Here is a 24,781-nt window from a genome sequence, read left to right as displayed (position 1 = left end):
AGGTCAAAAAAACAGGCACCAAATAAAATTTTAAATTTTCTGTTGCTCAAGTAGCACCTCACTTTAGTTTTACGTCAGGAAGATATATTCTATTTGATTTAAGCTATGCAATACTTTTTTCAATTCTTTTCGTCCTTTAGAAATTGTTTCAAAATCATTATTTGGGTTGCTATTGGCTTTGGTTTCCTTTTGCTGAATGCCTGCAAAGAGGAGGAAGAGCCAATGCCCGAGGGATTTAACAGAGTAGCAGGCTTTCAACTGATCCCTTTTGATTCCGTATTTCTGGCAATGCCCGGAGAAAAAGAACTCAGGCTTTCTCCCAAGTTCACAGGGGCATTTGGCGATGAAGTCACCCTAGCTTCAATTCCATCGATGAAAATTTTTATTGACGGGAAACGAGTTGACAATCCTGCAACGATTCCAACGGAAAAAGAGAGAGAGTTTGAAGTCTTTGCAAAGATTGGTCAACTCACAAGCAAACCTGTAAAAATCAGGGTGGTCGATGTCAATCCAAGGACTTATGTGTCAAGCTTATCGGTTTCCATGGATGATTCGACTAGAGCTCCTTATGCTATTGCGGGAAAGTCATTGGTGGATTTCAAGGTTCGGGTGTTTGATTATCGTGGGAAAGAGTTTTTAATATCTGAAAGACCTGCCTTTAAATTCTTCTTTGATGGGGTTCAGGTGGAAAATCTGCATCGAGTTCCGGTTTTGAGATTGGGCGAAATCCCTTTTTGGATAGAGGTGGGAAATAAAAAGAGTGAAGTAAAAATCCTAAACTCCAGAGAAATACCTGACTTTTCCAAAAAACATTCTTTGCCAGTCGTATTTCATGTCGTCCATTCTGGACAAGCGAAAGGAACCATGGAAAACCCAAATCAGGAGTATTTTGTCCAGTTATTAAAGGAAACCAATGAATGGCTATTAGGAAAAACGAAATTTAATTTCCGAAAGGGACATAATCAGATAGACCCCAATATAGAGTTTTATCTGGCGAATGTTGGACCAGATGGAAATCCATTAATTGAATCTGGAGTTAATCGTATTTTTTCCGAAAAGCCCTCTTTTCCCTATGGAAACGATAGCACTTATAAATTTTTGTTTGATCAAATGTGGGATCCAAATAAGTACGTGAATATATATGTCATGAATATTGATGGTGCAGGTGGTTTTGCCTTTTATCCTCCAAATTATACCCCAGATGCTTCAGGCAATTCTTTGTCAAGTTTCTATGGTTTTGTAATTCACCACTGGCACTCTATTTATACCATGGTTCATGAAACCGGACATTTTTTGGGCTTACCTCATACATTTTCAAAAGGCACTTCATGTGTGGACGGCGACCGTTTTCCGGATACTGAAACTTACAATGATGACTTAAAAAAAACCATGAACTATTTGAAGACAAACTGCGAGGAAGAATACTTTTACTCAACAAATATGATGGATTATGGCCCGTCTGTAGGAAATACGCTCACCTTGGATCAAGTTACCAAAATGCGAACTACACTTGAAAACGGGTACTTTTTACCTGTAAATTCCACTCTTAACGGAAAAACCAAATCTCGAACATGGTCTAGAGGTGTTTTTGATCCGACTGTGAAGCCGATTGACTGAAATCTCCAATTTGTATCCTTAGCTCCCTATCGATACTTCAAATTTATACCCAATTTAACCAGCAAAACTTTTAATAAAACATTGTCGTCCTGTATTTTTAATAGACTATATTCTAATTTTTAAAACCCAAACTGATGGCCGCACGCTCCTACTCCCCCCTTTTATTTGTCCTATTTTTCTCTGCAGTCATTTCGTGCAATCCCAAAGAAGATGTTGTCCCTGCCCCTGATCCATTTCCATCACTGTCCATTTTCAAAGATAAATTTATAACAGAAGCAAGAGCTAGGGGATATGATTTCGATATGTCCGGTTTGGACATGCAGTATGTTGATGGCAAAATTACGCCTGGAAATGGGAGGGAATATTGTGGTTACGGGTGGATCAATTTTCCGCCCACCGGAAGAAGGCAAGTATTCATCTCAAGGGAACCTTCATGTGGATTTGCCAATTACACTGATTTAAGACGTGAAATTTTCGTCTTCCATGAAATTGGACACGCATATCTCAACTTGCAGCATGACAATTCTTTTCTATGCGACGGCAGGCCTCTTTCATTAATGCATGAAAACGTTCATCTATATGATTATTATGAGGATTCTCCCGACAACAAAAAGTATTACTTGGATGAACTGTTTGATCGAATCGCAGCTGAAGAAGAATGCATTAATTACGCGAAGGATTTTTCAGTAAACCCAGTTTTTTTCAGCCTTCAACCAAGTGGCCAAACTTGGACTTTTTCCAATTCACAGGGTAGTTTTGCCGGTGAAAGAATTACAAACACGACTCCTTATGCTTTGGTGATTTCTTCGGTTCTCGGTAGAACATCAACTGCTACAGGATATTGGTTTTCCCAAATCGATAATCCGAATATTCCCCAAAACGCCAAGGTTACCCTGCGTACTAAAGTGTATTCAGATGGTTTGACAGGTCCCGGTATCGCCATTGGATTACGAGGTTATGAAGCCCCCCTTTCAAACAACGGAGCTCAAACCGTGGAAACAATGGTTTTGACGACTGAAAATGCTCCAATATCCGGAACTCTGGACGGACAAATCCTTGAGTTAACGATTCCAAATTTCACCCGAAAGACGATCATCTTGATCCCGTTTGCTGTTATGTTGCCAGGAACTGAGGGGAAGGCACGATTTGAGGAATTTGAAATAATTGTCGAAGAGTAAAATGGATTCAAACACATACCCATTTTTAGAATCGGAAAAGGCCCTTTAACTTAATACACTAATGAAAACGCCCATTCTCTGCTTTTGTCTCGCTTTTGGATTGGCAAATTTTGGTTTTGCCCAAAATGAGAAGTTGATAGCTCCTTACTGGATAAACAAAAATTTTCAGCCAAGTCCAAAAGTTGATTTCAAAAATCATCTTTTCCTGAACCCTCTTGATACACTTATTCAGGATTCTTTGGAAGTCCATTTTCCAGAGATGTTTCCGCTGAATAGAGAATTGAATCTGTTAGCACCAAATTCGCTCCTACAGCATGCGCTTTCCTTGCCTTTTGTCGAGCTACCACCTGCTCAGAGTAGGATGCCGATCATTCCTTTCGACGAATCTGTGAATTACACGATTTTAAAAAAGGAGTATTAACCCAAGATTGTTGATTTTTTGGATCAGCCCAAAAATTTTTTGGGCGCGGGATAGCCTCTAAGTGGACATATGTCAGCGACTTAATCTATATATTTGCTCACATTTGATCCGGGGAATTTTTAATGCGAACAATTATTATTTGTCACAATTATCTGGATGAATCGTTCGCCAGCATGAGTTATCATTTGGCAAATTACTTATCGGAAAATGGAAGCCGCGTGGTTTTCATTTCCAAAAAGCCCTATTTCGATCAAATTCAGCATTTCAAGAAAGAAAATGGGGAATTGATTCTCTGCTCTTGGCCTAGCAAAGTCAAATCAACCTCTCTCCGGGATTTCATTTGGTTTCGGGAGATTTATCAAAAATACCGCCCCAGTTTTGTGATTGGTCACCACAATGGAAGTATCACTTCTATCATGGCTTCAAAGATTCTGTCCTTGGGCAAAGTGAAAACTCTGGAATATTACCATACCTGCAGCGATCAATACATAGCAGATAAAAATGGGCTTAGTCTCCGACTCAGACTGTTTCTGTTCAGAAGATTTCTGTTTTTTCATCTCTTCTGTGACCGCGTGATCTGTCCTTCGGTGTATGCCGATCAGGATTTGAAGTCCTACTTTAACTTCCACTTTGGCAGGGTGATTCTCAATCCTCTTTCAGATAGATATCAGGGCGCAAGACTCAAAAAAGAGACGGACAATATTCTGATCTCCTACCTCGGTAGGCTGGATCCTACCAAAAATGTGGTCGAATTGATCAGTGCCTTTCGACAATATCTCCACCAAACCACCGATTCAAAAATCAGACTGAGAATTGCAGGAAGTGGACTTTTGGAAAAAGAAATTCAGGTGCTCATCAAAGGAAATGCTTTCATAGACTACGTTGGATACTTAAGCTATGACAGAATCGACCAGTACATTGGCGAAAGCCAGTTTGTCATAGTGCCGAGCAAATTTGACAATCTACCTACAGTGAGCTTGGAAGCTTTAATGAATGGCGTTCCGCTGCTGATCTCTGAGACGGTTGGGACTTCCCACTACCTGAGCCATGGCCTCGACAGTTTTATCTTTTCCCCTGAAATTGAAGCTATGATCGGACTATTTTCCCGTGTCGAGCAGTGCAGCCGTGAAGACTTGAACAGGATGTCGACTGAGGCTCGGTCTACTTTTCTTCGGTTGTTCAGGATTCAGGAATATTTCACTGCCATCGAAGAAACGCTCCTGGATGTATCTGTTTCCCATAGTTAAATTTCTGAAAGGAAAGTTGCCGACATAATCGCAAAAAAGCCCGAATCCTTCCAGAATCGGGCTTTCTCATTTCTTATTCTTACTCCATTACTTATCCTGCGGCTTATCTCGTTGCATCTCGATCATATCGACCGGTGGAGGGGTATTGTCTCCCAAGAGATGGCGTACGAAGTAGTCCCCCATTTTCCAGAAGAAATACTCGGTCATGTCTCCATAGCCATGACGCTGGCCTGGAAGCACTACCAATTCAAAGCGCTTTCCAGCTTTGATCAGGGCATTTGCCATGCGGATCGTGCCGGCAGGGTGGACGTTGTTGTCCACGTCGCCTGTGCTGAGCATAAGGTGACCTTTCAGGTTTTTGGCTAGGTCGGGATTTTTCTCAATCTGATACACGAAAGTCGTATCGCCAGAGGGAAGGATTCGCTCCTGCACCCCGTGGTGCTTCTCAGACCACCAGCGGTTGTAGATGTTGTTTTCGTGATTTCCTGCAGAAGAAACTGCCACTTTGAACACATCGGGATAGACTAGCATCGCTGCCGTGGACATGAATCCACCACCGGAGTGTCCATGAATTCCCACTTTGTTTCGGTCAATGAACTCGTGGCGATCTGCCAATTGCTCGATTGCAGCTTTTTTGTCTGCCAAACCATAATCTCTAAGATCGCCGTAGCCATAGTTGTGATACCACTTAGATCGGGCAGGATGTCCGCCTCGGTTACCCAGAGTCACTACGACAAAGCCGAACTGCGCCAATCGATCTGTCCGATCCAAACCACGTCCGAATGCTTTGTTAACCGCCTCGGTCTGTGGGCCTGGATACACATACTGAATCAGCGGATATTTTCTCGTCGAGTCAAAGTCAAAAGGCTTGTACATCACTCCGTACAAATCCGTGATTCCGTCGTCTGCCTTAAACTTGAAGGGCTCAGGAAACTGATACCCTGCGGCGAATAGCTGGCTGAGATCAGCGGTCTCCAAGTCCATGATTTTTGCGCCATTACGGTCCATCAATACCGATTCTGGAGCGGTATTCACGCGGGAGAAATTGTTGACAAAGAAACTGGCATTGTCAGCAATGCTGATGTCGTGGTTGAAGTCGCCTTTGTTGAGCAAGGTAACCGCACCACCATCCAAGCTTACGCTGTACAGGTGCTCGTAGTAGGGATCTTCGCCTTTTTCACGGCCATTTGCAGTGAAGAATAATCTACGGGTTTTCGAATCTACTCGGGCAGCTCCGGCAGTATGAAAAGGCCCGGAAGTCAATTGACGCTTGAGTGAGCCGTCTCTTCCATAGAGGTAAAAGTGTCCCCAGCCATCGCGCTCCGACCACCAGATCAGTTCATTGCCGACGATCTCCAGCTTTTCAAAGTCGATGTAGGTATTGCTCCGCTCCTCGATGACTACTTCTTTCTGGCCGGAAGATAGATTCCATCGAACCACATCTACCTTTTTCAGATCCCGTGAGGTGATGGCAAAGTAAAATTCATTCAAATCTCCCAGCCAAAGTGTCGGGCGGAAATCGTCATCTCGGGTATTGGTCGGAGGTGTCGTGGACCAGAGCGATACGGTTTGGTCTTTAAAGGTTGCGATTGGAAGTTTTTTCAGCTCTTTGCTGTCAAAGGAGAAATGAAGCAATTCGCTTTGAGGCTGTTCTTTTTCGCCCGGCATGGCATATTTGTAGGTTTCTAGCGTAGGTCGAGGATCACGTGTATTGTGGATCACCCAGAGATCTTTGACTTTGCGCTGATCTGTTCGGGTCAGGATAAACTGCTTGCTGTCCTTGCTCCAAAGAATGCCGGCACGTTTGCGGTCGTTTTTTTTCTTTTCGACTTCTTCGTTGTCATCTCCCCGGTCTCCGAATCCATATTCGTAATCTGCTTCGCCGTCGGTAGTGAGCTGGTTTTCTACGATGGTCGAGTCTTTGTCATCTTTTACAGCTTTGAGAAAGTTGGCTTTGTCCATCCAGTAGAGGTTGTGATTTTTCACGAAAACCACCTTGGAAGAGTCAGGTGCGATGTTTGCCCAAGCAAGTCGCTTCGGATCTTTTTCTGTTTTGATCTCGGTCAGCTGTTGGGTGCTGATGTTGTAGAGGAAGGTATGGACTTTCTTCTCAAGGGAATCCTTGGAGTTTTTGTTTTTGGCCTTGATCTCTTCCCAATCGGATTTGAGCACATCCGCGGTGCTTTTTACCTTGAAGCGGATCGTATTTTCGTCCTCCATCAGCTTGAGGTCATCGAGCTTGAGGTGCTGCCCATCAAAGGGATCCTTGACCGCTTTGGTGATTTCGGCCGCAAGTTTATCCTTGTCAAAAAGCGGTGTTTTCGTTTTTCGGACAGGATCGACGACATACCAGTTTTTGCCTTCAGACGTTTCGTACTCATACCAAAAACGGTCTGATTTCTTCATCCAATGTGGGTCTACACTGGTTGAAAAAACCATTTTGCGCATCTTTTCCGGTGAAAAACGAGCAGCTAGCTCATAGTTGCCCGGATAGACAGTTTCTTGGGCATATGCCGAAATACAGGCCAGCAGTAACCCAAACAGGAGTAAAGTTTTTCTCATCGCGGTGATTTTATTTTCAGCTTCGAAACTAAAAGGTCGGACTCAAGTTTTTTCACCGTTTGAGTAAAAGAATAAAAAGACTGGGTGTCGGATATTTTTTAGATTGAACTTTGAAGTATAAAAAATCCGAGCTTCAAAATGAGATTTGCATCCCTTTGATCTGTGTCATCACAGACCAAAGAATACACGGGGGGATGCCCCGAGCTATCGGGGCAGGGTATTTTCCCGATGAAAAATCGGGACAGGCTATCTAACTATAAAAAATTAAATGACTTGAGGTATTTCCTTCCATTAGGTTGATTTTAAAGTAATAATCAAATAAACCAAACTGAATTTCTACCAAAACTTCAAGGCTATACGTATCTTGCAGTAACATCAAGACGTGCAATAAGGCAATGGATGCAAAACTAACACTCAAGCTAAATCAAGAGGTAATTGAAAAAGCGAAGAAATTTGCAGCTTCTCAAAACAGAAGCCTATCCAGGCTGATCGAATCTTATCTTAATTCCTTAGTGGAAACCGAAAAAGAGTCCAATTCCCAAGTTACAATTACCCCCTTTGTGAAAAATCTAGGGATTAACCTGCCAATTCCGGCAGATTTTGACGAGAAAAAAGCCTACAAAGAATATCAAGAGGAAAAACACCGCTAATGGATCGGCTATTTTTAGACACCAATATTGTCATTGATTTATTGGCCAGGCGGTCCCCTTTTGATCGGGCAGCGTCTGAAGTTGCATCTTTGGCTGATCTCGAAAAAGTCGAACTCGTTGTTTCTGCATTAAGCTTTGCCAATGCATTTTATATTCTATCCAAATTCACCTCATCTAAAATTGTCAAAGAGGAAATTCGAAAGTTTAAGATATTGACAGATACCTCCGATTTGACAGATAAGGTATTAGAACAAGGATTCGAATCTAACTTCGGAGACTTTGAAGATTCTCTTCAGTATTTCTGCGCTCTTTCAAAAGGCTGTACACATCTTATCACTAGAAATGGAAAGCATTTTAAAAATTCTTTGCTTCCTGTCATGAATGCGGAAGAGTATTTGAATTCACTTTCAATAGTCTAACATTGGAATAAATGAAGGGGATTTATTCTTATAAACTATTGATTTGGACCAGTTTAGTTGCTTTCCTATTTGCCTTCATTGGAGAATTATTGGCTTTAGCACCCTTAAAACCATTAGTCTGGTCAAGTCTTGGTATATACCTCTTCGGAGTTGGATTCTGGATACGATTTCGTATTAAAAAACCAATTATCTCGCCCTATGAACGATCCAGTTATCAAACCTCCTATGATTCTATTTTAGCATTCCTTTTTGATAATTTTCTTCTTGAGTTTTGGACTTTTTGTTTGGGGGGAATGATGCTACTCACTCTTGGGTTGGGAGAAAATTTTAAATCACAAGATCCTTATCTAGCAGCCTTAGAAAACCTCAAAAATAACCCCGATTTAATTCAAGAAATAGGAACATTTGATCAAACTGGCTTCTTGGTTGGAGGGGAAATCCAACCTAATTTTGCAGAATTAAGCCTTAGCTTATATGGAACAAAAAAAGGGGTCAGAGCTTACATAACCATGAAAAAAGACTCCACAACTTGGGAAATCGATAAGCTTATTATCAAAAACAAAAAACACTAGAATAATCAGATATCAAGGCGGAGTTGATTCCTACATCTAAACTTCCAAACCTCCTTACTCCATTACCTCCCGACTTCCATGCCCTTTTTTCACGTTCCCGTAACCTTCAATTCATTTTAGCCAAAGAAAATTCCGAATTCAAAACAAATACATAACAACCTAAACATTATGGATTCATATTGAAACCCTAGCTTTCGATCAAAACCCATAGAGTGAAGACTAATTTCAAAACTATCGTCATCTCTGACGTTCACTTGGGCACCAAAGGCTCCAAAGCCAAAGAGATTGCCCGATTTCTGAAACAATACCGCTGCGAAAATCTCATCCTCAACGGTGACATCATCGACGGTTGGCAGCTCAAAAAATCCGGAAGTTGGAAGCGAAAGCATACCCGCTTTTTCAATCGGATTCTGAAGATGATCGAGAATCACAGCACCAATGTATACTACCTCAGAGGCAATCATGATGACTTTTTGGAGCAAATTCTTCCGCTTCAGATTGGCAAACTCCACATCCAGACGGATATGGTCTATGAGTCATTTGGCAAAAAATACTTCATTACGCATGGTGATGTGTTTGACAGCATAACGACTAATCTGAGATGGATAGCCTATCTCGGAGACATGGGATATACTTTTCTGCTTTGGCTCAATCGTGTGGTGAATCACTACCGGAGAAAGAGCGGATTGCCTTATTTTTCACTTTCCCAATATGTCAAAGGAAAGGTAAAGTCTGCGGTATCCTATGTGGACCAATACGAGACCGAGCTGGCGAAAATGGCCCAATCCAAGGGCTGCGACGGGATCATCTGCGGGCATATTCACAAAGCGGAATGTCGACTGATTGACGGCATCGAATACATGAATTCGGGAGATTGGGTGGAGACGATGAGCGCGCTGGCCGAGGATCACGAAGGCAACTGGCAGCTGATTTATTACAATGAGATTGATTTCAAAGGGATTCAAATCGACAACCAGACCAGCTCAGGCAGACCTAATTTTGACGATGAGCGCCCGGTGATTCCGCTGCGCAAAGTTTCCTTTGAATCACCAAAAGACGATCTCAATCCACCTTCAATCCGTCTGTAAAATGAACTTCCTGTTTATCGTACAAGGGGAAGGCCGTGGACACATGACTCAGGCAATTTCCTTCTCCAGACTGTTGGAAAGCCAAGGACATCGGTTGACTGGTGTCATTTTGGGGAAAAGCAAACGGAGGACTGTTCCTGAGTTTTTTGAGCGGGAGATCCAAGCGCCAATTCACTTGGTGGAAAGTCCAAATTTTGAGACTGACGGAAACCAAAAGAAGGTATCCATCAAGAAAACGATCTTAAAAAACAGCCTGAAGCTGAAGACTTTTCATCAAAGTCTGAATGCTATCGACCAAATCGTGTCTGCTGAAAATCCCGATGTGATCCTGAATTTTTATGATCTCTTGGGTGGACTTTACAATTTTCTTTACCGACCCAAAGCCCAATTTTGGGTCATCGGGCATCAGTATCTGATTCACCATCCCAGCTTCAAATTTGCCCCAAAGAAACCCGTAGACAAGTTTCTTTTTCGGTTCAATACTGCATTGACTAGTCTGGGAGCAGATGAACGTCTGGCTTTGAGTTTTCTTCCCCAAGTCCGCTATGCCAAGCAGAAAGTACGGGTAGTTCCTCCGCTTTTAAGACCCGAGGTGAAGCTTTTGGAGCCAAAAGCCGGAGACTTTTACCTGGCTTACATGGTCAATCTGGGTTATGCAGAGGAGGTTATTTTCTTTGCGAAAGCAAACCCGTGTCTCAAAATCAAAGCATATTGGGATAAGAAGGAAGCTGCAGAAACGGAGTATCCGCTTCCCAACCTGAGCTTTCACCGGGTGAATGACCGCAAGTTTCTACAGGACATGGCGGATTGCAGGGGCTTGGTCTGCACGGCGGGATTTGAATCGGTGTGTGAGGCCAACTATCTCGGCAAAGCAGTCATGATGATTCCGGTAGCCGGACAATACGAGCAGGCCTGCAATGCTTTGGATGCAGAAGCTTCGGGAGTGGGGATCGCCTCAGTGGATTTTGACTTTGCGAAGCTGGAGCGACGTCAACGAGTAGAAACGCCCTCTTCAAGTCAGTATCAAAAGTGGGTTGATTCCTGGCCTTTGGTGTTCAGAGAAATAATTTCCGAAAATGTAGTTCGCGAACCAGAAAGCATAGAAATATTTCCTCAGGATTCCATGCCTGCAATAGGCTGATGGACGTTTAACAGCCTATTGCCTTTCGTTCCTCATCAGTCAATAATTCAAACTTTTTATAACTGATCTGGCCATCCTTTTCGATTTTGGCGTAGGGAAAACTGACTCGGGATACTTTTCGGCGTTCGTCCATGGACAAGTTAAAGTAGGCTTGATCCAAGGCTAAGAATTCCGTCCTGAGTTCTTCAATTTCCTTTGCAGAGGGCGAGGTAAATAGGCCGGAATTGGAAATTTTTAATTGGAATTCGGTGGCTTGCTTTTGGTAGGCACTACTAGTGGGAATGTATTGATGGGGTATTGAGGTGGGAATAAAGCTGAGCTTGTCATTTTTCGGCTCTACACTGCCCATCGTGATCGTTCCTCCCATTGGTTTCTTTCCAAAGTTGGAGTTTTTCCCGTATGTGTTTTCAAATCCAGCTAGCGTATAAAGTTGAACTTGGTAGTTTTGAGGGAAGCGCTCTGATCGAGCATTAGGATAAACATAACTGGAAGAATAATGAGCGATTTCTGAGACCTCCATTGCATCCAATGTTGAGTTCGGAACCACTTTTCCATCAATCCAAATGGCATATTCATCTCCGTTTTTCCAGCTTTCAAATAGGGCTGGACTCGGCATATGTTTCTTTACTTCACCTGGAGGATTCGGCAAATCCTTTTTGAAATTCTCAGGTAACTCATCGTAGGAGTACTCCTGAGAATTTCCATCCGGATATTTTACAGTGAACTTGGTTTCGCTGTAGTATTCTGATTTAGTTAGGTTTTGAATTGGCGAGCCATAGACAAGTCTGTAAGAATTCTCTTCTTTGGAGTTTTCCTCACCTGTAGTATTTACCAGTAATTCTGAATTCTCCTCCGCTTTAGCAGCTACTTTTTCGCTGAAAAAGTAAACCAAAGCTCCTAAAACCGGGACTACAAGCAGAATCTTGATCCACTTGGTTGAATTTGCTGTTTGTCGCTTCATCATTTCAAATCGTTTTTTGGTGAGAGAGAAATTAAGACTGCTGACCAAGCCTGGATTTTGGTCCGGGAGCATCATGGCAAGCAGGAAAGTTTTGTATTGCTCCAAGGGAGTAATCTGCAGTGCGGCGGAATCCGCAATGAATTCATGATTGAGTTTGATCGCCTGTCTGGCGAGGTAAAGACCGGGGTGAAACCAAAAGATCACCAACAAACCTTCGATCAGTAGATTATCCCAAGTGTGTCGGCCTCGGACATGTGCCTGCTCATGGGCAAAAATAGAATCAGTCAATTGCCCCTTTTCGAAATAGTCACTAGAGACAAAGATGTAGGTCAAAAATGAAAAGGGTAGGCTTTGTTCCTGAAGTAAAACCAAGGTTTCACCCTGGAATTGTACGTGCACATTTCGGTTGATTTTATCGAAAAGCAAATGAATATTTCGCAGGAATCGAATCAGAAAAACAAGCGTCACCAAACCGTAAACTGTCCAAAAAAGCATGTTCCAATCAAAAGGCTTCTCTGTCACAACAACCTCTGAAACTGATTCCTGACTAAAATCCGGATAAGATTCAACAGGAAAATCTTGGATTGGAGATATTTCCTGACTTACGATTTGAGGAGTTTGTTTTTCTTTTTCTACAACCTCAATTTCCACCAAGGGAATCAAAAAAGATCCAATTACAGCAGCCAAAAGGTAAAATCGATTGAACTGATAGATCGCCTCCCGCTGGAGAATCAAGCGATGCACCACTAACAAAATGAGCAAACAACAGACGGATTTCAGAAGATAAAGTATCATTTTTTGCTGTTTAGTTGGTCGTCAATAATTTCTTTGAGTTGTAAGAGTTCCTCTTGGGTCAGCTCGGTTTTCTTGGCAAAAAATGAGGCGAACTGAGCCGGAGAATCGTTGAAAAAGTTTTTGATCAGACCGTTGAGGTGCTTTGAAAAATAACTCTCCTTACTGACCAGGGGAAAATATTCTCTGAGCTTGCCTGTTGTTTCATAGCCTACAAAATTCTTGTCTTGCATGCGGGTCAGCAAGGTAGAAATCGTGGTAGTGGCAGGTTTTGGATCGGGATAGGATTCCAGCAGGTCCTTCATGTATGCCCGCTTTAGCCGCCACAAGTGATTCATCAATTCCTCTTCAGTAGGTGTAAGTTTCATGGGTTGGATTTTTTTGCGGATCAAGAGAATTCTTGCATTTTAATTATCAACTCTCTGCTTGTTGCTTTGGGTCATGGGCGAATTCATCTGAATCATAATTTCATCTTCTACAAATGTAGAGTAAAGATTTATTTCTACAAGTGTAGAACAAAAAAAATATGATTTTTTTCAAAAAATCTTCAGGCTAGTCTTTTGGGGAATTTATGAGAAAATTCAGGAGGGGTAATTGAAAAGGGTCCTTTGGAAACCGATTTCCGAGATGGTTTTTCCTCGAAATAGATCGAAAAAAAGCCAGAAGCTCAATTTTCAAGGAAATCCTCTGCACGCAAAACCATTTTCAAAAGCGAAACAGAAAGCTGTATTTGAAGCTTTAATACTTAGAAATTGATAATTTCGAAACTTGCTCAACGGAGAGATATAGCATGTCAGCTGAATATATACGATTACAGGAAGATAAAGAGTGGAAAAAGCATTGGAAGAAGTGGGGGCCATACCTCACAGAGAGACAATGGGGCACGGTACGTGAAGACTACAGCCCGGACGGGGCAGCTTGGGAAAATGTCACTCACAACGATGCCCGAAGCAAAGCCTACCGCTGGGGTGAAGAGGGAATTGCCGGAATTTCAGATCACAAGCAGAAGCTTTGTATGGCATTTGCATTCTGGAATGGTAAAGATCCATTCATCAAAGAACGACTTTTTGGATTGACCGGGAATCAGGGCAACCATGGAGAGGATGTTAAGGAAATCTATTTCTACTTGGATTCCACTCCGACACACTCCTACATGAAGATGCTCTACAAGTATCCTCAGACTGAATTTCCCTACCAAAAACTAATCGACGAAAACAAAAAAGCTGGTAAACTTCAAGATGAATACGAACTGATCGATACCGGGGTATTTGACCAGGATCGGTATTTCGACATCTTCATCGAGTATGCAAAAAACGACGTAGAAGACATCGTGGCGGTGGTCACCGTACATAATCGTGGGCCAGAGACAGCCAAACTGACCCTGATGCCGACGATATGGTTTCGAAAGACTTGGTTTACCGGACATGAACCCTTCATGCCCAAAATCACCAAGTTGGACGAGCATTCCATCAAGGCTTTCAATCCCAAGTCAGGAAACTACATTTTCACCTTTTGCAGCAATACAGAGCTCGTTTTTTGCAATAATGAAACCAACCGTGAGCGCCTCTATGGCATTCCAAACGAACGCAACTACTGTAAGGATGGGATCAATAACTACGTAGTATCTGGGGACCGATCCGGTATTAATCCTAAAAATACCGGTACAAAGGCTGCAGCGATCTATGAATTGGAGATTCCCGGAGGAGGTTCGAAGTCGGTCAAAATGCGCATGCAGCACCAGATTGAAGAGCAACCTTTGGAATCCTGCCACGATAGCATTGCCCTCCGAAAAAAGGAGGCAGATGAATTCTATGAAAGTATTCAGGAGCGTGTGACTGACCCAGATCTTAAATCAATCCAAAGGCAGGCCTATGCCGGGATGATGTGGTCCAAGCAGTTTTATTACTACGATGTCAATCGCTGGCTGGAAGGGGATCCAGGAAGGTATACCCCACCGGCTCAGCGGAAAAAAGGCAGGAATAATAACTGGCGTCACCTTCAGAACTATGACATTATTTCAATGCCGGATAAGTGGGAGTATCCTTGGTATGCGGCTTGGGATTTGGCTTTTCATTGTATTCCAATAGCACGGATAGATTCGGAGTTTGCCAAAGATCAGTTGTTGCTTTTGCTCAACGAATGGTACATGCATCCCAATGGACAGATTCCGGCCTATGAGTGGAATTTCTCTGATGTCAATCCTCCCGTTCACGCCTATGCAGTGCAGCGTGTCTATCAGATAGACAAAAAGATGAATGGGGGCAAAGGTGACCGGGAGTTTCTCGAGCGAGCCATGCACAAGCTCATGCTCAACTTCACTTGGTGGGTCAATAGAAAAGACAGCGAAGGCAATAACATCTTCGAAGGTGGATTCCTTGGTTTGGATAATATTTCACTCTTTGATCGAAACCACGCGCAATACTACAAAGGAAAGCTGGAGCAGGCCGATGGGACTTCTTGGATGGCGATGTTTTCCTTGAATCTGCTTCGAATAGCCCTGGATCTTTGCGAGTTCAATACGGTGTATCAGTTCAGTGCCACCAAGTTTTTGGAACACTTCCTCTACATCGCAGGTGCGATGAACAACATTTCGTCGGAGCATATTTCACTTTGGGATGACGAGGATAATTTCTTCTACGATATTTTTCACCTGGAAGGAAAAGATCCAAAAAAACTCAAGGTCCGATCCATTGTTGGGTTGATTCCTTTATTCGCAGTCGAGCCAATTCGGGAGGATTTGTTTGACAATTTGCCGGAATTCAAAAAGCGGCTTGACTTTTTCCTAAGGGAAAAGCCCAAACTGGCTGCATTGGTCTCCAGTTGGATCCAGCCAGGCTACGACAAGCGGAGACTCTTCTCGCTGCTCCGTGGCCACCGGATGAAAAGTGTGCTCCACCGAATGCTGGACTCCAATGAGTTTCTCAGTGAATATGGCATTCGATCCCTGTCAAAGTATTACGAGAAAAACCCCTATGCGATGAAAATCAACGGGGACGTGCTATCGATCAAGTATACGCCAGGAGAATCCGATACCCGGATGTTTGGGGGCAATTCGAACTGGAGAGGACCGATCTGGTTCCCGATCAATTACCTGATAATCGAATCATTGAAGAAGTTTGATTTCTATTATGGAGGAGATTTTTCGATCGAATATCCTACCGGATCTGGGAATTTCCTCACGATGGACATCATTGCCAAAGAGCTGTCACTTCGATGTATGAAGATCTTCATGAAGGACGAAAAAGGTCACAGGCCGATGAATGGAAAGAACCTGAAATTCCAGGAGGATCCCCATTTCAAGGATTACATCCTCTTTTATGAGTATTTCCATGGCGACTCAGGCAAGGGACTCGGAGCTTCTCACCAAACGGGCTGGACTGGTTTGGTGGCTGAGATGATTCATAAGTATTACAAAGTACAAGAAGTGAACCACGATGTCACTACTCCCTTATTTAGAAGCTAATCGGATCGAGGCAGGTTGCGATGAGGTAGGCAGAGGTTGCTTAGCAGGACCTGTGGTCGCTGCGGCAGTTATTCTTCCGGTGGATTATCACAATCCCTGGATCAACGATTCCAAAAAACTGAGTAAATCCAATAGGGAAGACTTGATAGCAGAGATCAAAGACAGGTCGATTGCTTGGTCAATCGCTGAAGCCACAGTGGAGGAAATCGACAAGATTAATATTTTGCACGCCTCCTTTCTGGCGATGAAGCGGGCTGTTTTGACATTGAATACCAATCCGGAACACCTGCTCATCGATGGCAACCGATGGAAATCCGATCTGGCCCTACCTTATACCTGTGTGATCAAAGGAGACGGGAAATTTGCCAGCATAGCAGCGGCTTCCATTTTGGCAAAAGTCTACCGGGATGAGTTGATGGCAAAATTGGCTTTGGAATTCCCCCATTTTGCCTGGGAGCGAAATGCCGGCTATCCCACTAAAGCGCACCGGGAGGGAATCGAAAAATATGGAAGTACCATTTGGCACCGAAAAAGCTTCCAGTTGCTACCCAGACAGTTGGAGTTGGCGCTAAAATAATAAAGCCACCGAAGATTCCTCAGTGGCTTTAGACTAGATTAAGGGTGTTTATTTTTTGATACGTTCAAATATCAATCGACCTGTGGCTGAGTTTTTACTGATGGGCTGGAGGACCATTCGGTTCTCTGAAAACTCAATGATCTTGGCCAGTCGGTCTCCTTTTTCATCATGGATGAGGAGCATATTCCCTTCGCCCAGCTCAATTTTGACTTCCTTCTGAACGATGGTTTGATTTTCGAAATCAGTAAATTTCAGGACATCTCCTTCTTCAAACTGATACACAGTGTTTTCCAATCGGTAATTGATCCGTGCGTCCATACTGGCTTTTTCTGCAGGATTAGCATTTTGGTATTGGGGAGACTTTACGATTTTCTCCATTCCATCAAAATGTACCAGTTGCCAACTGCCGATAAGCTGACTGTATTGAATCTGACTTAGGGACAATGCCAAAGTCAAAACAAGCGAAGTGATCAGTGATAGATTCATAGCCCTACTTCACGCAATAATTTTGCCAGATTGGAAAATGGAAAACCTCTCGAATGGAACTTATTGAAAACCATTCAAGATCACCCCATCTCCTTCATTTCACTGACCACCTTGGTGATCGTCTGCTTCGCATCTCCGAAGAGCATCAGACAGTTGGGATAACCGAAAAGCTCATTCTCCACACCTGCGTATCCTTTGCCCATACTTCGCTTGCTGACAATGACAGTCTTGGCTTTATCTGCATTCAGGATTGGCATACCAAAGATCGGGCTTTGAGGATTGGTGCGGGCGGCAGGATTGACCACGTCATTTGCTCCGACGATCAGCACCAGATCGGTGTTGGCAAATTCATCGTTGATCGCTTCCATTTCGATCAGCTTGTCGTAGCTAATATTGGCCTCTGCGAGGAGCACATTCATGTGACCTGGCATTCGACCGGCAACTGGATGAATCGCAAATTTGAAGTCAATTCCTCGCTTTTCGCATTGCTCCATCAGCTCCCGGATCACGTGTTGCGCTTGGGCCACCGCCATACCATATCCCGGCACGACGATCACAGAGGACACGGAATCGAAGAGCATTGCTGTCTCTTCCACGCCGATTTCTTTGATCACAATGCTCGGGCCATCGGCCGCTCCAGTGGCGACAGTCTGTCCAAATCCGCCCAATAACACATTTGTCAGGGAGCGATTCATGGCTTTACACATGATCTGCGTGAGGATAATTCCAGACGCACCGACTAGTGATCCTGCGACGATCAGCACATTATTATTCAGGATAAAGCCCGTAGCACAAGCTGCCATTCCAGAGTAGGAATTGAGCAAAGAAATCACCACCGGCATATCCGCTCCGCCGATCGGAATCACGATCAAGATCCCTACCAGTAAAGCCATCACTACAAGGATGGTGATGTACATCGGGTCGCCTTGGTAAAGAAAGGTGAATACCGAAACCACCAAAAATGAAATCAGCAGCGCCAAATTCAGCAAATGTTGTCCCTTGAACGTGATGGGCTGACCGGAAACTTTCCCGTTCAGCTTCAGCCAAGCTACAATCGAACCTGTAAACGTCACCCCGCCGATCAATACACTGGCGATGATGCTGATTGAATTGACTGCATCGATTTCTATCGAAAGTACAGAGGTCTTTAGAAAGTGATCAGAAAGTGCAACAGCCAGAGAAGCTAATCCACCGAATCCGTTGAAAAGAGCAACCATTTCAGGGATTTGAGTCATTTCTACCTTTTTGGCGTAGTAAAGTCCGATAGCGCCACCCACCAGCATGCAGACAAAAATCTCTACAAAAGACAGGATATTCAGCGTGATCAGCGTGGCTACAATTGCTACCAGCATCCCGACAGCAGATAGCATGTTCCCTCTGCGGGCGTCTTTGGTTTTTCCCAAAAGCTTGATTCCAACAATGAAAAGAATGGAAGCAAGCAAGTATGCGAGTTGTACGGCTATCGTCATTTCTTCTTAAACATTTTGAGCATTCGATCGGTCACTGCGTATCCTCCCACCACATTGATCGTGGCTAGAATCAAGGCGATCATGCCCAGCCATTTGCTAAGTGTTCCAAATCCCAATTCGCTGGTAGCGATCAGGGCTCCTACAATCGTAATTCCTGAAATCGCATTGGAGCCGGACATCAGGGGCGTGTGAAGCGTAGGAGGGACTTTGGTGATCAGTTCGAATCCCAGGTAACTCGCCAGGACCAAAACGTAAATAAGTATAATCAAGGACTCCAGGGTCATATCATAGGTTTTTGGGTTGAGAATTAATAATTGACTTGGTGAACTCATGCACGAGTTTACCCTCATGGGTGATCAGGACACCTTTGGTGATTTCTTCTTCGAGATTTGGATTCAAAGCCAAAGGAGTGAAGAGGTGGAGCAGCAAGGTGCTGATGTTGGTCGCGTAAAGCTGGCTGGCATTCACCGGCAAAAGCGACGGTAAATTTGACTCGCCCACCAGAGTTACACCATGCTTGACCACGGTTTTGTTTTTCTCCGAAATGGCACAATTGCCTCCCGATTCCACCGCCATATCCACGATCACCGAACCAGCTTTCATGGATTTGACCATCTCCTCGGTCACTAGGATTGGTGACTTTTTACCCATCACTAGGGCTGTCGTGATCACCAGATCAGCGTCTTTGATTTTATCTTTGATGAGTTGCTGTTGTTTTTCGAGAAATTCAGCGGAGACTTCTTTGGCGTAGCCGCCTTCAGTTTTGACGGATTCAGCGCCGTCCACCGTCAGGAATCTGCCTCCGAGTGATTCTACCTGTTCTTTGGTCTCAGGTCTGACGTCAGACACCTCGACGATGGCTCCCAGTCTTTTTGCGGTAGCGATAGCCTGAAGTCCAGCAACCCCTGCACCGAAAATCAAAACCTTGGCCGGGGTGATGGTCCCTGAGGCAGTCATCATGAGCGGGAAAATTTTCCCCAGGTGATTTGCGCCCAGAATCACGGATTTGTAACCCGCAAGATTGGCCTGGGAAGACAACGCATCCATCTTTTGTGCCCGGGAGATTCGAGGTACGGCATCCATCGCAAAAGACGTGATGGACTTGGCATTGAGTGCGTCGATGATGTCAGGATGCTGGTAGGCATACATGTAAGAAATGCATGCCGCTCCAGGTTTCATCTGTGCGATCTCTTCGAGCGTGGGGATATTGACTTTCAGCAGGATATCGGAAGAAAAAACATCTGCCAGTCCGGATACTGTTGCTCCGGCATTTTGGTAGTCCTCATCCGAAAAATAAGATCCATCTCCAGCTCCGGATTCGATGATTACTTCAAATTCCTTTTTCTTGAGCAGCTTGACCACATCAGGACTGAGTGCTACTCTTCGCTCAAATTCCTTGGTTTCTTTGATGACTCCAATCTTCATTAGTGCGGTTTAAACAGGGTTAGAGAAAATAATTTACTCCAAAATATGATCGAAAGTAAATTTCTAACAGTTATTTACCCATCCTGCTTTTTGAAAATTGAAGTTTTTTTTACGCAATCGATATTTGATTATGGTATTTTCAATAATTCTTAAGATTTAAAAAATAATATTCTAGTAATACTTCTTTGACCTCAACTTCATTTCGATCAAATTATCTTTCAACAGTATTTTCTTGCGGCAACGCAATCGCCATCAATCCCAAAATAAAGACATCCCAATAAAACCCTTTTCTGCAGGATACAATAATTCCTATTTTGTAGTACTATTAAAATCAAATTTCCTGTGCCCTTAGCATAATTAATTATAAACTCATGAAAAAACCAGAGCAGAATCCTTCGGGGCAAACCCGGAGAGACTTTATCAAAAACGCGGCAATTGCCTCTTCATTTTTCATTGTGCCCAGGCATGTATTGGGTGGTGTGGGATTCACCGCTCCATCTGACCAGCTCAATCTCGCTGCCATCGGTGCTGGAGGAAAAGGCCGCAGCGATATCTTGAATGCCTCTGTCAATGGGAGAGAGCGTGTAGTGGCTCTTTGCGATGTCGACTTTTCTGGAACGGCCAAAGATTCAGTAAAAAGTTTCCCCGATGCCAAGCTCTATGCGGATTACCGCAAAATGCTGGAGGAAATGAAGGACATTGACGCAGTCACAATCTCTACTCCGGATCACGTGCACGGACCAGCTGCGAAATTCTGCATGGAGCGAGGCAAGCACGTCTATGTACAGAAGCCGATGACCCACAATATCCGCGAAGCCCGAATGCTGACTCAGATGGCTCGCGACCAAAAAGTCGTCACCCAAATGGGGAACCAAGGTGCTTCCAATCCGCTGATGGATATGATCCGTGGCTGGATGGATCAGGATAAAATCGGTAAAGTGTCCAAAGTACAGATCTGGACCAATCGGCCGGTTTGGCCACAAGGGGGGCCTTTCCCAAAAGCAGATTCCAGCACTAAGCCAAGTGCGCTTGAGTGGGATCTATGGCTAGGCCCAGCTCCAGAAATCCCATTTACACCAAATCTTCATCCATTCAACTGGAGAGGCTGGTGGGATTATGGAACAGGCGCTTTGGGTGACGTGGGATGTCACCTGATGGACATTCCATTCCGAATGCTTGGTCTCAACTACCCAACCGACGCGGAGTGCTCTGTGGGTTCGGTGTATTCCCAAATGTGGACCGCTGATTACAATCCGGAAGGTTGCCCGGCGTCTTCGTTTATCACGCTACACTATGGCCCGACTGCCAAAAACCCTGTTCCTTTGGAAATGACCTGGAGCGATGGTGGTATCCGGCCTTCGCATCCAGACATCATTCCTGCGGATCATGATCTGGGAGGAGCCAACTCCGCCAATGGGGTCATGCTGATCGGGGAAAAAGGAATTATTACGCACAATATCAACGACAGCTCCCCACTCATGCCGAAATTGTACCTCAATGACGGAACTCAGGAATTTGGTCCGGATCGGATCGAAGGCACCGAGCCAGAATATGGACATCAGCGCAAGTGGGTGGATGCATGCAAGGCTGGCTTTGGTTCTTCAGAACACAAGGCCCTGACTTCTTCTTTCGATTATGCAGGTCCAATGACAGAGACGGTCCTTATGGGTAATCTGGCCATCCGAAGCTATATGCTCAAAAGACAAAATGCGCAGGGAAGAGATGAATTCTTCGGTCGCCGCAAATTGCTTTGGGATGGAGAAAACATGCGAATCACCAACCTCGAAGAGGCTAATCAGTTTGTAGGCAGAACGTACAGAGCTGGATTTGAAGTTTGATCCGGTTGCCAGTGTTTGGTAGCAAGTGATCAGTAGCTAGTCGCAGTTGTGATTAGGGATTAGATCGAGGACCGAGAAAAGCTTTAGCCTTTTACTTTGTGTCCTCAAAAAGGATCAGTTAAACTTTGCCGCAATGAGATTCAACAAGATTTGAATTTTGTCAAACTTCTTTCTCTTTGCGAACCTTTGTGGTAAAAAAATCGATCCAGTTCAAAAATTGAAACCGTGAGAGGAAATGCTCACGGTTTTTTCTTTTCAGTCAAAAGCTCCATTTTTCCCAATAAATCAAACGCTCTAATCTTTAGCTATCCAATGAAAGCTCTCCTCGTCGAATCCTTCCAAGAAAAGCCCAGCATCTCCCAGGTTCCCGATCCCCAGATCCCCGATAATGGCGTAGTGATCGAGGTCAAAGCCACCGGACTTTGCCGGAGTGACTGGCATGGTTGGATGGGGCATGATTCGGATATCAGACTTCCCCATGTGCCGGGACATGAATTTGCCGGAGTCATTCAGGCATTGGGAAAGGAGGTTCGCCATTGGAAAGTAGGGGATCGGGTGACGGTTCCCTTTGTGTGCGCCTGCGGAGTGTGTCCCACCTGCCATTCGGGCAATCAGCAGATCTGCGACGATCAATTTCAGCCGGGATTTACGCATTGGGGATCTTTTGCCGAATATGTGGCTGTCTACCGAGCAGAGACCAACTTGGTCCGCTTGCCAGATTCGGTGGGTTTTGAGGCGGCGGCGAGTTTGGGCTGTCGGTTTGCCACTTCCTTTCGAGCAGTGGTGGCTCAAGGGAAAATCAGCGGAGGGCAATGGCTTGCCGTTCACGGTTGTGGTGGAGTGGGGCTTTCTGCAATAATGATTGGCGCTGCCATGGGTGCACAGGTGATCGCGGTGGATATTTCGGAGGAAAAACTAAACTTGGCCAAAGCTGCCGGAGCAGAATATTTGCTGAATGCCAAACACATCGACGATATACCAGCTGCGATTTTAGCCCTCACGAATGGCGGTGCACACGTTTCTTTGGATGCCTTGGGAAGCAAGGTCACCTGTAGCAATTCCATCTCCTGCTTGAGAAAAAGAGGGAAACATATCCAAGTGGGGCTGATGGCGGGGAAGGAATCCAATCCCGAGCTCCCGATGCATCTGGTGATCGCCCGGGAACTGGAGCTTCTTGGCAGCCACGGCATGCAGGCTCATGCCTATCCCGAAATGCTCCAGATGATCCAATCCGGGAAAATCGCCCCCGAAAAATTGATCGGAAGAAGGATTCCGCTGAAGGATGCTGTAGAGGCATTGACTGCAATGGACACCTTTCAGGAAAACGGGATGGTGATGATTGATCGGTTTTAAATTTGATTTTCTCAAAAATGTATGTCCGCAATAGCACAAGCACTTAAGAGAAAGCAGAATAAGATTTATGAAGTCGATATTTTTAAAAAATTTCATGTGCTTATTATTTTATTTTTAAAAGCCACATGGAATCTCGCTTTTGGGATAATCATCCCAGTGTGTGACGTTCTCGTCATGCTCGATTTCAAATCGCCTTCTTAGTTAGCTCCGAAGGAGCCAAACCATTCATAACCCTGTACGAAGTGCAGGGCAGCCATTGAAAATTTCTTTCCGGTGCTCCCTGAAAGGGTGAAACTTCAACGTGTCACCCCTTCAGGGCTCCTTTTCTAATCTATTGACTTTGCCCCCGGCTTCACCGAGGGTTCCGCCTCGGCGGACAGGTATGAATGGTAACGATCCTTAGGATCTTAGGCTACCAAACATTGACCTTCATATCTACTAATTAAATTTGCCTAGTGGTATCATTGCGCACATTCATATTCTCAAATAATAACTACTATGAACGCTAAAATAAGGTGGTTTGTCCAGTTGGTCTCAGGCTTACTCCTTACCGGGACGGGGCTTTGCATAACGGTGGACGCAGGTTTTGCAAGATATTCGGGCGAAGAATGGTTTTGGTATGGGACAGCTGGATTGATTGTCTTTCAGGCTGGACTGTGCTTGGTGATTGATGGAGTAAGGGTCAGGTTGAAGGGGGATTTTTAACCGAATCTTAAGAATTTCAAAAGAGAATATTCGGTTTTTTTGACGAAATTTATTCAGATATTTTTCATTCGATAAATTAAACCAAATAATCAAACTGCTGTCAAAGTCACTAAACCCACCGATACTATGATCAAAAAAATCACGATTGGCCTTGTAGCGCTTCTTGTGTTCATCCAATTCATTCCAGCAGAAAAAAACGAAAGCAACGACACCGAATTTGACATCACCAAAAGCTATGAGGTGCCGGACAATGTCGCCATGATCCTGAAAGGCGCCTGCAACGATTGCCACACCAACCTCACCCGTTATCCTTGGTATTCCAACATTCAGCCTGTAAAATATTTCCTAGCTGATCACGTGAACGAAGGCAAGCGAAAATGGAATATGTCCTCCTTTACGAAGCTTCCCCTCGCTGTTCAAAACCATAAGTTTGAAGAAGTGGTCGAAATGGTGGAGGAAAAAGAAATGCCTCTGGAGTCCTACACGTACTTTGGATTGCATCCCGAGGCTAACCTAAGCGATGAAGAGCGACAAGTGCTCATCGATTGGGCTAAAGACCAAATGGCCATGCTCGCAGCCACTTACCCTGCTGACAGCTTGAAAATGAAACCTCGACCCGCACCTGCCAATTAAAACACAAACCTCGACCCGGACATTGATTCGGGTCTTTTTTTACCACAGAGATTCTCTGAGGACACTTTTTTACCATAGAGAAAAAGAAAGATTGGAGGTTTTATTTTTCAACCGCTAAGGACACCAAGGATCACAAAGATTTCTCTCTTTGAAATCCGGGGTGAAAAATCATTTCAACAAAAAC

General features: G+C 44.3%; 22 protein-coding genes. 15 read left to right on the top strand and 7 right to left on the bottom strand.

The features are described 5' to 3' along the window. Positions 1-105 precede the first annotated feature (105 nt). The 4 genes from DK188_RS19010 to DK188_RS18995 all read left to right on the top strand — a co-directional run bounded on the left by DK188_RS19010 (position 106) and on the right by DK188_RS18995 (position 4,463). Positions 106-1,617 carry a M43 family zinc metalloprotease gene (locus tag DK188_RS19010; RefSeq protein WP_111672437.1) on the top strand — a complete coding sequence of 504 codons (1,512 nt, stop codon included), beginning with the start codon at positions 106-108 and terminating at the stop codon, positions 1,615-1,617. A 134-nt stretch (positions 1,618-1,751) separates the two neighbouring features. Continuing rightward, complete coding sequence (locus DK188_RS19005) at positions 1,752-2,795, top strand: hypothetical protein (protein WP_111672436.1); 1,044 nt, start codon at positions 1,752-1,754, stop codon at positions 2,793-2,795. A gap of 61 nt (positions 2,796-2,856) precedes the next feature. After that, complete coding sequence (locus DK188_RS19000; protein WP_111672435.1) at positions 2,857-3,216, top strand: hypothetical protein; 360 nt, start codon at positions 2,857-2,859, stop codon at positions 3,214-3,216. Positions 3,217-3,389: 173 nt separating this feature from the next. Beyond that, the gene (locus tag DK188_RS18995) at positions 3,390-4,463 is read left to right on the top strand and encodes a glycosyltransferase family 4 protein (protein ID WP_198673049.1); all 1,074 of its coding nucleotides are present in this window, start codon (positions 3,390-3,392) and stop codon (positions 4,461-4,463) included. 87 nt (positions 4,464-4,550) lie between these two features. Here DK188_RS18995 and DK188_RS18990 read toward each other — a convergent pair whose 3' ends face one another. Then, a complete protein-coding gene (locus DK188_RS18990) occupies positions 4,551-7,025 on the bottom strand; it encodes a S9 family peptidase (RefSeq protein WP_111672433.1) in 2,475 nt (824 codons plus the stop codon). Between the two features lie 395 nt (positions 7,026-7,420). Here DK188_RS18990 and DK188_RS18985 point away from each other — a divergent pair, with 395 nt between their 5' ends. The 5 genes from DK188_RS18985 (at position 7,421) to DK188_RS18965 (ending at position 10,895) form a co-directional block, all read left to right on the top strand. Beyond that, on the top strand, positions 7,421-7,675 hold the full coding sequence (locus DK188_RS18985) for a DUF6364 family protein (RefSeq protein ID WP_111672432.1): 255 nt from the start codon (positions 7,421-7,423) through the stop codon (positions 7,673-7,675). Further along, positions 7,675-8,094: a type II toxin-antitoxin system VapC family toxin gene (locus DK188_RS18980; RefSeq protein WP_111672431.1), complete on the top strand. Its 420-nt coding sequence runs from the start codon at positions 7,675-7,677 to the stop codon at positions 8,092-8,094. Before DK188_RS18985 ends, DK188_RS18980 begins: the two co-directional genes overlap by 1 nt. A gap of 11 nt (positions 8,095-8,105) precedes the next feature. Beyond that, on the top strand, positions 8,106-8,666 hold the full coding sequence (locus tag DK188_RS18975) for a cytochrome c oxidase assembly factor Coa1 family protein (protein ID WP_111672430.1): 561 nt from the start codon (positions 8,106-8,108) through the stop codon (positions 8,664-8,666). Positions 8,667-8,878: 212 nt separating this feature from the next. Further along, positions 8,879-9,754, top strand: a complete 876-nt coding sequence (locus DK188_RS18970; protein ID WP_111672429.1) for a UDP-2,3-diacylglucosamine diphosphatase — start codon at positions 8,879-8,881, stop codon at positions 9,752-9,754. A gap of 1 nt (position 9,755) precedes the next feature. After that, on the top strand, positions 9,756-10,895 hold the full coding sequence (locus tag DK188_RS18965) for a glycosyltransferase family protein (RefSeq protein WP_111672428.1): 1,140 nt from the start codon (positions 9,756-9,758) through the stop codon (positions 10,893-10,895). A 7-nt stretch (positions 10,896-10,902) separates the two neighbouring features. Here DK188_RS18965 and DK188_RS18960 read toward each other — a convergent pair whose 3' ends face one another. Then, positions 10,903-12,651 (bottom strand): M56 family metallopeptidase, encoded by a 1,749-nt coding sequence (locus DK188_RS18960; RefSeq protein ID WP_111672427.1) that lies wholly within the window; start codon positions 12,649-12,651, stop codon positions 10,903-10,905. Further along, positions 12,648-13,016 (bottom strand): BlaI/MecI/CopY family transcriptional regulator, encoded by a 369-nt coding sequence (locus DK188_RS18955; RefSeq protein WP_111672426.1) that lies wholly within the window; start codon positions 13,014-13,016, stop codon positions 12,648-12,650. Before DK188_RS18955 ends, DK188_RS18960 begins: the two co-directional genes overlap by 4 nt. A gap of 422 nt (positions 13,017-13,438) precedes the next feature. Here DK188_RS18955 and DK188_RS18950 point away from each other — a divergent pair, with 422 nt between their 5' ends. Both DK188_RS18950 and DK188_RS18945 read left to right on the top strand, forming a co-directional pair. Beyond that, entirely contained in the window at positions 13,439-16,111 is a 2,673-nt protein-coding gene (locus DK188_RS18950) for an MGH1-like glycoside hydrolase domain-containing protein (protein WP_111672425.1), read from the top strand. Continuing rightward, on the top strand, positions 16,083-16,688 hold the full coding sequence (locus DK188_RS18945) for a ribonuclease HII (RefSeq protein ID WP_111672424.1): 606 nt from the start codon (positions 16,083-16,085) through the stop codon (positions 16,686-16,688). Before DK188_RS18950 ends, DK188_RS18945 begins: the two co-directional genes overlap by 29 nt. A gap of 48 nt (positions 16,689-16,736) precedes the next feature. Here DK188_RS18945 and DK188_RS18940 read toward each other — a convergent pair whose 3' ends face one another. The 4 genes from DK188_RS18940 to DK188_RS18925 form a co-directional block, all read right to left on the bottom strand. Beyond that, on the bottom strand, positions 16,737-17,174 hold the full coding sequence (locus tag DK188_RS18940) for a hypothetical protein (RefSeq protein WP_111672423.1): 438 nt from the start codon (positions 17,172-17,174) through the stop codon (positions 16,737-16,739). Positions 17,175-17,254: 80 nt separating this feature from the next. Further along, positions 17,255-18,643 (bottom strand): NAD(P)(+) transhydrogenase (Re/Si-specific) subunit beta, encoded by a 1,389-nt coding sequence (locus tag DK188_RS18935; protein WP_111672422.1) that lies wholly within the window; start codon positions 18,641-18,643, stop codon positions 17,255-17,257. Further along, positions 18,640-18,927 (bottom strand): NAD(P) transhydrogenase subunit alpha, encoded by a 288-nt coding sequence (locus DK188_RS18930; RefSeq protein ID WP_111672421.1) that lies wholly within the window; start codon positions 18,925-18,927, stop codon positions 18,640-18,642. Before DK188_RS18930 ends, DK188_RS18935 begins: the two co-directional genes overlap by 4 nt. Before the next feature lies 1 nt (position 18,928). Beyond that, positions 18,929-20,068, bottom strand: coding sequence for a Re/Si-specific NAD(P)(+) transhydrogenase subunit alpha (locus DK188_RS18925; protein ID WP_111672420.1), 1,140 nt, complete (start codon positions 20,066-20,068; stop codon positions 18,929-18,931). A 371-nt stretch (positions 20,069-20,439) separates the two neighbouring features. Between DK188_RS18925 and DK188_RS18920 the strand changes: the two genes are divergently transcribed. From DK188_RS18920 to DK188_RS18900, 4 genes are all read left to right on the top strand, one after another. Further along, positions 20,440-21,906, top strand: a complete 1,467-nt coding sequence (locus DK188_RS18920; RefSeq protein ID WP_111672419.1) for a Gfo/Idh/MocA family protein — start codon at positions 20,440-20,442, stop codon at positions 21,904-21,906. Positions 21,907-22,218: 312 nt separating this feature from the next. After that, positions 22,219-23,259 (top strand): zinc-dependent alcohol dehydrogenase family protein, encoded by a 1,041-nt coding sequence (locus DK188_RS18915; protein ID WP_111672487.1) that lies wholly within the window; start codon positions 22,219-22,221, stop codon positions 23,257-23,259. 498 nt (positions 23,260-23,757) lie between these two features. After that, entirely contained in the window at positions 23,758-23,964 is a 207-nt protein-coding gene (locus tag DK188_RS18905) for a hypothetical protein (RefSeq protein WP_111672417.1), read from the top strand. Positions 23,965-24,090: 126 nt separating this feature from the next. Beyond that, entirely contained in the window at positions 24,091-24,597 is a 507-nt protein-coding gene (locus tag DK188_RS18900) for a heme-binding domain-containing protein (RefSeq protein WP_111672416.1), read from the top strand. Positions 24,598-24,781: the final 184 nt, after the last annotated feature.

It is taken from the genome of Algoriphagus litoralis, assembly GCF_003259255.1.
Classification (GTDB): domain Bacteria; phylum Bacteroidota; class Bacteroidia; order Cytophagales; family Cyclobacteriaceae; genus Algoriphagus; species Algoriphagus litoralis.
Note: the sequence above shows the minus strand (reverse complement) of the source record. Positions and strands in the feature narration are given on the sequence as shown.

Coding starts and splice junctions, on each gene's coding strand:
- DK188_RS18930 (WP_111672421.1), bottom strand. CDS start 18,927: ATGACCCTGGAGTCCTTGATTATACTTATTTACGTTTTGGTCCTGGCG.
- DK188_RS18995 (WP_198673049.1), top strand. CDS start 3,390: ATGAGTTATCATTTGGCAAATTACTTATCGGAAAATGGAAGCCGCGTG.
- DK188_RS19010 (WP_111672437.1), top strand. CDS start 106: ATGCAATACTTTTTTCAATTCTTTTCGTCCTTTAGAAATTGTTTCAAA.
- DK188_RS18985 (WP_111672432.1), top strand. CDS start 7,421: ATGGATGCAAAACTAACACTCAAGCTAAATCAAGAGGTAATTGAAAAA.
- DK188_RS18980 (WP_111672431.1), top strand. CDS start 7,675: ATGGATCGGCTATTTTTAGACACCAATATTGTCATTGATTTATTGGCC.
- DK188_RS18945 (WP_111672424.1), top strand. CDS start 16,083: ATGTCACTACTCCCTTATTTAGAAGCTAATCGGATCGAGGCAGGTTGC.
- DK188_RS18915 (WP_111672487.1), top strand. CDS start 22,219: ATGAAAGCTCTCCTCGTCGAATCCTTCCAAGAAAAGCCCAGCATCTCC.
- DK188_RS18920 (WP_111672419.1), top strand. CDS start 20,440: ATGAAAAAACCAGAGCAGAATCCTTCGGGGCAAACCCGGAGAGACTTT.
- DK188_RS18935 (WP_111672422.1), bottom strand. CDS start 18,643: ATGACGATAGCCGTACAACTCGCATACTTGCTTGCTTCCATTCTTTTC.
- DK188_RS18960 (WP_111672427.1), bottom strand. CDS start 12,651: ATGATACTTTATCTTCTGAAATCCGTCTGTTGTTTGCTCATTTTGTTA.
- DK188_RS18975 (WP_111672430.1), top strand. CDS start 8,106: ATGAAGGGGATTTATTCTTATAAACTATTGATTTGGACCAGTTTAGTT.
- DK188_RS18965 (WP_111672428.1), top strand. CDS start 9,756: ATGAACTTCCTGTTTATCGTACAAGGGGAAGGCCGTGGACACATGACT.
- DK188_RS19000 (WP_111672435.1), top strand. CDS start 2,857: ATGAAAACGCCCATTCTCTGCTTTTGTCTCGCTTTTGGATTGGCAAAT.
- DK188_RS18990 (WP_111672433.1), bottom strand. CDS start 7,025: ATGAGAAAAACTTTACTCCTGTTTGGGTTACTGCTGGCCTGTATTTCG.
- DK188_RS19005 (WP_111672436.1), top strand. CDS start 1,752: ATGGCCGCACGCTCCTACTCCCCCCTTTTATTTGTCCTATTTTTCTCT.
- DK188_RS18950 (WP_111672425.1), top strand. CDS start 13,439: ATGTCAGCTGAATATATACGATTACAGGAAGATAAAGAGTGGAAAAAG.
- DK188_RS18925 (WP_111672420.1), bottom strand. CDS start 20,068: ATGAAGATTGGAGTCATCAAAGAAACCAAGGAATTTGAGCGAAGAGTA.
- DK188_RS18940 (WP_111672423.1), bottom strand. CDS start 17,174: ATGAATCTATCACTGATCACTTCGCTTGTTTTGACTTTGGCATTGTCC.
- DK188_RS18955 (WP_111672426.1), bottom strand. CDS start 13,016: ATGAAACTTACACCTACTGAAGAGGAATTGATGAATCACTTGTGGCGG.
- DK188_RS18905 (WP_111672417.1), top strand. CDS start 23,758: ATGAACGCTAAAATAAGGTGGTTTGTCCAGTTGGTCTCAGGCTTACTC.
- DK188_RS18900 (WP_111672416.1), top strand. CDS start 24,091: ATGATCAAAAAAATCACGATTGGCCTTGTAGCGCTTCTTGTGTTCATC.